This is a genomic window from Mycobacterium alsense, from assembly GCF_002086635.1.
Taxonomy (GTDB): Bacteria; Actinomycetota; Actinomycetes; order Mycobacteriales; family Mycobacteriaceae; genus Mycobacterium; species Mycobacterium alsense.
Map to the genome: position 1 here is coordinate 1 of NZ_MVHD01000101.1, position 5,793 is coordinate 5,793.

The window sequence follows — 5,793 nt, forward strand, 5'->3', positions numbered from 1 at the left end:
AACCGCAACAGTTCTTCCCACCGGCGGCCCCCCGGCCGGCACCCCGGCCCGAGCGCCCGCCAACCTCCGAGGGCTTCTCCCCGCCGAGCTGATCGAACGTCAGGAAACGGCCGCGGCCATCAGGACGACGTCGGCGACCAGCAACGCCCAGCCGGCCACCGGAACCACGATGCCGCCGCGGCGCCTGGCGGTGAAAAACGAGATGACGATGACCGCGAAGGCCACCGCGGGGGCCCCGTAGAACGCCACGCCGAAGTCGATTCCGCCGCGACCCAGGTCCGGGCAACCGCCACCGCTGCAGCCGTCGGTGCTCATGACGGCGCCGAGCGCGAAGAGCATCACGATGGCCGCTGCGGGCACCGTCGCCAGCGCCAACCCCCAGTTGACCCACGGCCACACGTTGCGGCCGCGGTCCCCGTTCGCCCGGCTGGATCCGGCCACGCCATGGGCTCCGCTGCCGACCGTGACGTTCTTGTTCGGGTTCATCCCTCTGTTCCTACCCGCCGCCCGAGGGTTGCAAACTGCGCCGCCGCAGCCGGCGGACAAGCCCTTTCCGCAGGTCAGACCGCTAGCGAGCCGCCGCGCCGTGGCTGGAGAGTATCGCGTTGCATCGCGTTAGTTTACGATATATCGTGATATTCGGTACGGCGCGCACGACCCGGCGCCACCCGTGAAACGTGAGGAAAGAAATGAGCAACCCCTTCATATCCCCCGAGACTCCCTTCGGCGGCCGACCCGGTTTTGGTTTCGGCTTCGGCCCCGGGCCCGTCGGCCCCGCAGCGGGCCCGCCACCCGTTCGCGGCGGGCGACGCGCCCTCCACGAGGCCAGGCGCCAGGCCCGACGGGAATTCCGTGAACACCTCCGCGACCACGCCGGCGACCACTTCGGTGCCGGTTTCGGTCCCGGTTTCGGACCGGCCTTCGGCCCCGGTTTCGGCTTCGGCCCCGGGTTCGGCCCCGGGTTCGGCTTCGGCCCGGGTGGCCGTCGCGGCGGATGGCGACGTGGCGGCCCCGGCCGCGGGCGCCGCGGCGACGTGCGCGCGGCCATCCTGGCGCTGCTGGCCGAGCGGCCGATGCACGGCTACGAGATGATCCAGCGAATCGCCGAGCGCAGCAACGGGATCTGGCGGCCCAGCCCCGGGTCGGTGTACCCGACGCTGCAGCTGCTGGACGACGAAGGCTTGATCACCGCGAGCGAAACCGAAGGCAGCAAAAAGCTTTTCGAGCTGACCGACGAGGGCCGCGCGGCGGCGGAGAAGATTGAGACCCCGCCGTGGGACGAGATCGCCGAAGGCGCCGATCCCGGGCACCTCAGCCTGCGTGCGGCGCTGGGCCAGTTGTTCGGCGCGGTCGCGCAATCCGCGCACGCCGCCACCGCCGAGCAGCAACAGCGCATCGTGGAGATCCTCAACAACGCCCGCCGCGACGTCTACGGCATCCTCGGCGAGGACTGATCCCTCACCATTGGCCGCGAGCGCGCGCCAATGTTCAGCCGCAACGGCGTGTCGGCGTAGAGACACGCGCGCTCGCGGTCAATCGGGAGTCACGCTAGGTGACGTCGACCCAGTCGAGGGCGCGCTGCACCGCCTTGCGCCAGCCCGCGTACCCCGCGGCGCGCTGGTCGTCGTCCCAGGTGGGCGTCCACCGCTTGTCCTCGCGCCAGTTGGCGCGCAGCTCGGACGGATCGGCCCAGAACCCCACGGCCAGACCCGCCGCGTAGGCGGCGCCCAGCGCGGTGGTCTCGGCGACCACCGGCCGCACCACGTCCACACCCAGCACGTCGGCCTGAATCTGCATGCACAGGTCGTTGCCGGTGATGCCGCCGTCCACCTTCAAAATCTCAAGGTGCACACCGGAATCCGCCTTCATCGCGTCCACAACGTCGCGGCTCTGGTAGCAGATCGCCTCCAGCGTCGCGCGCGCCAGGTGTGCGTTGGTGTTGAACCGCGACAGCCCCACGATCGCGCCGCGGGCATCGGATCGCCAGTAGGGGGCGAACAACCCGGAGAACGCCGGCACGAAATACACCCCGCCGTTGTCGGGGACCTGACGGGCCAGCGACTCGCTTTGCGCCGCGCCGCTGATGATGCCCAGCTGATCGCGCAACCACTGCACCGCCGAGCCGGTGACCGCAATGGAACCCTCGAGCGCATAAACGGGCTTGGCTCCGCCGAACTGATAGCAGACCGTGGTCAGCAGGCCGTTGTCCGACCGCACGATCTTCTCCCCGGTGTTGAGCAGCAGGAAATTTCCGGTGCCATAGGTGTTTTTGGCCTCGCCCTCGGCCAGGCACACCTGACCGACCATCGCCGCGTGCTGATCGCCCAGGACGCCCGCGATGGGCACCTCCCCGCCGAGGGGCCCGGTCTCCAGCGTCACCCCATAGGGCTGCAGCGGCGAGGACGACGCGATCGCCGGCAGCATGGCGCGGGGGATGGAAAACAACGACAGCAGCTCGTCGTCCCAGTCCAGCGTCTCCAGGTTCATCAGCATCGTCCGGCTGGCGTTGGTCACGTCGGTGACGTGCACACCGCCGCGCGGGCCCCCGGTGAGATTCCACAGGACCCAGGTGTCGGCGGTGCCGAAGAGGGCGTCGCCGCTTTCGGCCGCCTCGCGCACCCCTTCGACATTCTCCAGGATCCACTGCAGCTTGCCGCCGGAGAAGTAGGTGGCCGGCGGTAGGCCGGCCTTGCGGCGGATCAGCTCGCCGCGGCCGTCTCGCTGCAGTGCCGAGGCGATCCGGTCCGTGCGGGTGTCCTGCCAGACGATCGCGTTGTAGAACGGCCTGCCGGTCCGCTTGTCCCACACCAGCGTGGTCTCGCGCTGGTTCGTGATCCCCAGGGCCGCAATCTCTTTCGATGACAGCTTCGCGCGGTTCAGCACGGAGGTGAGCACCGAGGAGGTGCGCTCCCAGATTTCGACCGGGTCGTGCTCGACCCAGCCGGCGCGGGGGAGGAGCTGCTCGTGCTCGAGCTGGTGGCGGGCCACTTCGGCGCCGTCGTGATCGAAGATCATGCACCGGGTGCTGGTGGTGCCCTGATCGATCGCCGCTATGAATTCCGGGTGTCCGGACACCTGCTCTCCTCCAGTGCGGGCTGTGACGTGCACGTCCATGATGGCCCAGCCCTTGCGCTACCGCCGGTAAACCTGTTCCATCGGCGTTGTGGGCGAAGAAGTCAGGCGCACCACATACGACCGCGCGCAGCGGCAGGAATACCGGCGCAAGGTGCGGCTGTGTCTGGACGTCTTCGAGACGATGCTCGCCCAGTCGCGCTTCGACGCCGACCGGCCGCTCACCGGCATGGAGATCGAATGCAACCTCGTGGACTCCGACTACCTGCCGGCCATGTCGAACCGGTCGGTGCTCGAGGCCATCGCCGATCCGGCCTACCAGACCGAATTGGGTGCCTACAACATCGAATTCAATGTGCCGCCGCGCCCGTTGCCCGGCCACACCGGGCTGGACCTGGAGGCCGAGGTGCGCGCCAGCCTCAACGACGCCGAGGCCAAGGCAAAGTCGGGCGGGGCCCACATCGTGATGATCGGCATCCTGCCGACGCTGATGCCCGAGCACCTGGACGACGGCTGGATGAGCGAGTCGACGCGGTACGCCGCCCTCAACGACTCGATCTTTTCCGCCCGCGGTGAGGACATCCCGATCAACATCACCGGGCCGGAGCCGCTGAGCTGGCACGCCGCGACGATCGCACCCGAATCCGCTTGCACGAGCATGCAATTGCACCTGCAGCTCGCACCCGGAGAGTTCGCCGCCAACTGGAACGCGGCCCAGGTGTTCGCGGGTCCCCAGCTGGCGCTGGCGGCCAACTCCCCGTACTTCTTCGGCCACCAGCTGTGGTCTGAAACCCGCATCGAGCTGTTCGCGCAATCCACCGACACCCGCCCCGAGGAGCTCAAGTCCCAGGGCGTGCGGCCGCGGGTGTGGTTCGGCGAGCGCTGGATCACGTCGGTGCTCGACCTGTTTCGGGAGAACATCCGCTACTTCCCGTCCCTGCTGCCCGAGGTTTCCGACGAGGACCCGGTCGCGGAGCTGGCCGCCGGGCGCACCCCGCAGCTCGCCGAACTGCGCCTGCACAACGGCACCGTGTACCGGTGGAACCGGCCGGTGTACGACGTCCTGGACGTCGAAGGGACCGGGCGCCCGCACCTGCGGCTGGAGAACCGGGTGCTACCGGCCGGCCCCACAGTCATCGACATGCTGGCGAACGCCGCCTTCTACTACGGCGTGCTGCGCAGCCTGTCCGAAGCGCAGGACCCGCTGTGGAACAGGATGGATTTCGTTGTCGCGGAGGCGAATTTCCTCAAGGCGGCCCGCCACGGCATCGACGCCCGGCTGCACTGGCCCGGGGTTGGCGAGGTGCCGGCGCGGGAACTGGTCCTGGACACGCTGCTGCCGCTCGCCGAAGAGGGCCTGCGCGACTGGGGCGTCGACGCAGAGGTGCGCGACCGTTTCCTGGGTGTGATCGAGGGCCGCGCCCGGGCCGGTCGCAACGGCGCCAGCTGGCAGGTGTCCACCGTGCGTAGCCTGGAGGACGGCGGTATGAGCCGCCAGGCGGCACTCGCCGAGATGCTGCGGCGGTACTGCGAGCACATGCACACCAACCAGCCCGTGCACACCTGGGACTCATAAGAGGGAGCGACACCTGAGATGCCACCGGAGATCATGGACTGGGACGACGCCTACCGCGAGCAGGGCGAGTTCGAGGGTCCGCCGCCGTGGAATATCGGTGAGCCGCAACCGGAATTGGCGGCGCTGATCGCCGCCGGCAGGTTGCACAGCGACGTGCTGGACGCCGGGTGCGGGTTCGCCGAGCTGTCACTGGCGCTGGCGGAGCGGGGCTACACCGTGGTCGGCATCGACCTTTCGCCGACCGCCGTCGCGGCCGCCACCCAGGCCGCGGCCGAGCGTGGCTTGACCAGTGCCAGCTTCGTGCAGGCCGACATCACCGACTTCGCCGCCTACCCACCGGGATCGGACGGGCGCTTCAACACCGTGGTCGACAGCACGCTGTTTCACTCGCTGCCGGTCGAGGGCCGCGACGGCTACCTCAGCGCGGTCCACCGCGCGGCGGCCCCGGGGGCCGTCTACTTCGTCCTGGTGTTCGCCAAGGGCGCCTTCCCCGCGGAGTGGGAAACCAAGCCCAACGAGGTCGACGAGGAGGAGTTGCGCGCCGCGGTGAGCAAATACTGGGAGGTCGACGAGATCCGGCCCGCCCACATCCACGCGAACATCCCGCCGGTTTCGGACGCGCCGTTCGAGTTTCCGCAGCACGACCGCGACGAAAAGGGCCGGATGAAGTTGCCGGCCTATCTGCTGACCGCGCACAAGGCCGGCTAGCCGCCGCCGTCAGCCCGACGCCCCGGGGCCCCCGGACAGCAGGCCGCCCGTGCCGCCTGCGCCCGCCGACCCGGCGTGACCGCTGAAGCCGCCGGTGCCCGTCCCGGTGCCCGGGATCCCGCCGGCCCCACCCGTCCCGCCGGCGCCGATCAGGCGGGCGTTGCCGCCCGCGCCGCCGTTGCCGCCGTTGCCGCCGCCGAGGCCGCTGCCGCTGTCGGCGCCGTTGCCGCCGTCGCCCCCGGCGCCCCCGGCGCCGTAGAGCCAACCCCCGGCACCGCCGGCTCCCCCGGGTCCACCGCCGCCGCCGACCGTGCCGTTGCTGGTCGAGCCCGAATTCGGCCCGCCGTCCCCCCCCAACCCGCCCGGACCACCGGTGGCCCGCCGCCCGGCGCCCCCGCCGTTCCTTTTACCCCTCTCCGAGGCCACGAGACCGCACC

At 70.2% G+C, this 5,793-nt stretch carries 6 protein-coding genes; 3 read left to right on the plus strand and 3 right to left on the minus strand.

From position 1 onward, the window contains the following. Window positions 1-99: 99 nt before the first annotated feature. Entirely contained in the window at window positions 100-486 is a 387-nt protein-coding gene (locus BST11_RS26410; protein WP_083141124.1) for a hypothetical protein, read from the minus strand. Between the two features lie 203 nt (window positions 487-689). Between BST11_RS26410 and BST11_RS26415 the strand changes: the two genes are divergently transcribed. Further along, window positions 690-1,454 (plus strand): PadR family transcriptional regulator, encoded by a 765-nt coding sequence (locus BST11_RS26415; protein WP_083141125.1) that lies wholly within the window; start codon window positions 690-692, stop codon window positions 1,452-1,454. A gap of 94 nt (window positions 1,455-1,548) precedes the next feature. Here the strand turns inward: BST11_RS26415 and glpK are convergent, their stop codons facing one another. Beyond that, complete coding sequence (glpK, locus tag BST11_RS26420; RefSeq protein ID WP_372509607.1) at window positions 1,549-3,015, minus strand: glycerol kinase GlpK; 1,467 nt, start codon at window positions 3,013-3,015, stop codon at window positions 1,549-1,551. 148 nt (window positions 3,016-3,163) lie between these two features. Between glpK and BST11_RS26425 the strand changes: the two genes are divergently transcribed. Together BST11_RS26425 and BST11_RS26430 are read left to right on the plus strand one after the other, a co-directional pair. Further along, window positions 3,164-4,648: a glutamate-cysteine ligase family protein gene (locus BST11_RS26425; protein WP_083141127.1), complete on the plus strand. Its 1,485-nt coding sequence runs from the start codon at window positions 3,164-3,166 to the stop codon at window positions 4,646-4,648. A gap of 18 nt (window positions 4,649-4,666) precedes the next feature. Continuing rightward, window positions 4,667-5,356, plus strand: coding sequence for a class I SAM-dependent methyltransferase (locus tag BST11_RS26430; protein ID WP_083141128.1), 690 nt, complete (start codon window positions 4,667-4,669; stop codon window positions 5,354-5,356). Between the two features lie 9 nt (window positions 5,357-5,365). Here BST11_RS26430 and BST11_RS27770 read toward each other — a convergent pair. Then, window positions 5,366-5,793 (minus strand): hypothetical protein (locus BST11_RS27770; RefSeq protein ID WP_211284798.1); only part of this gene is annotated, 428 nt, incomplete at its 5' end.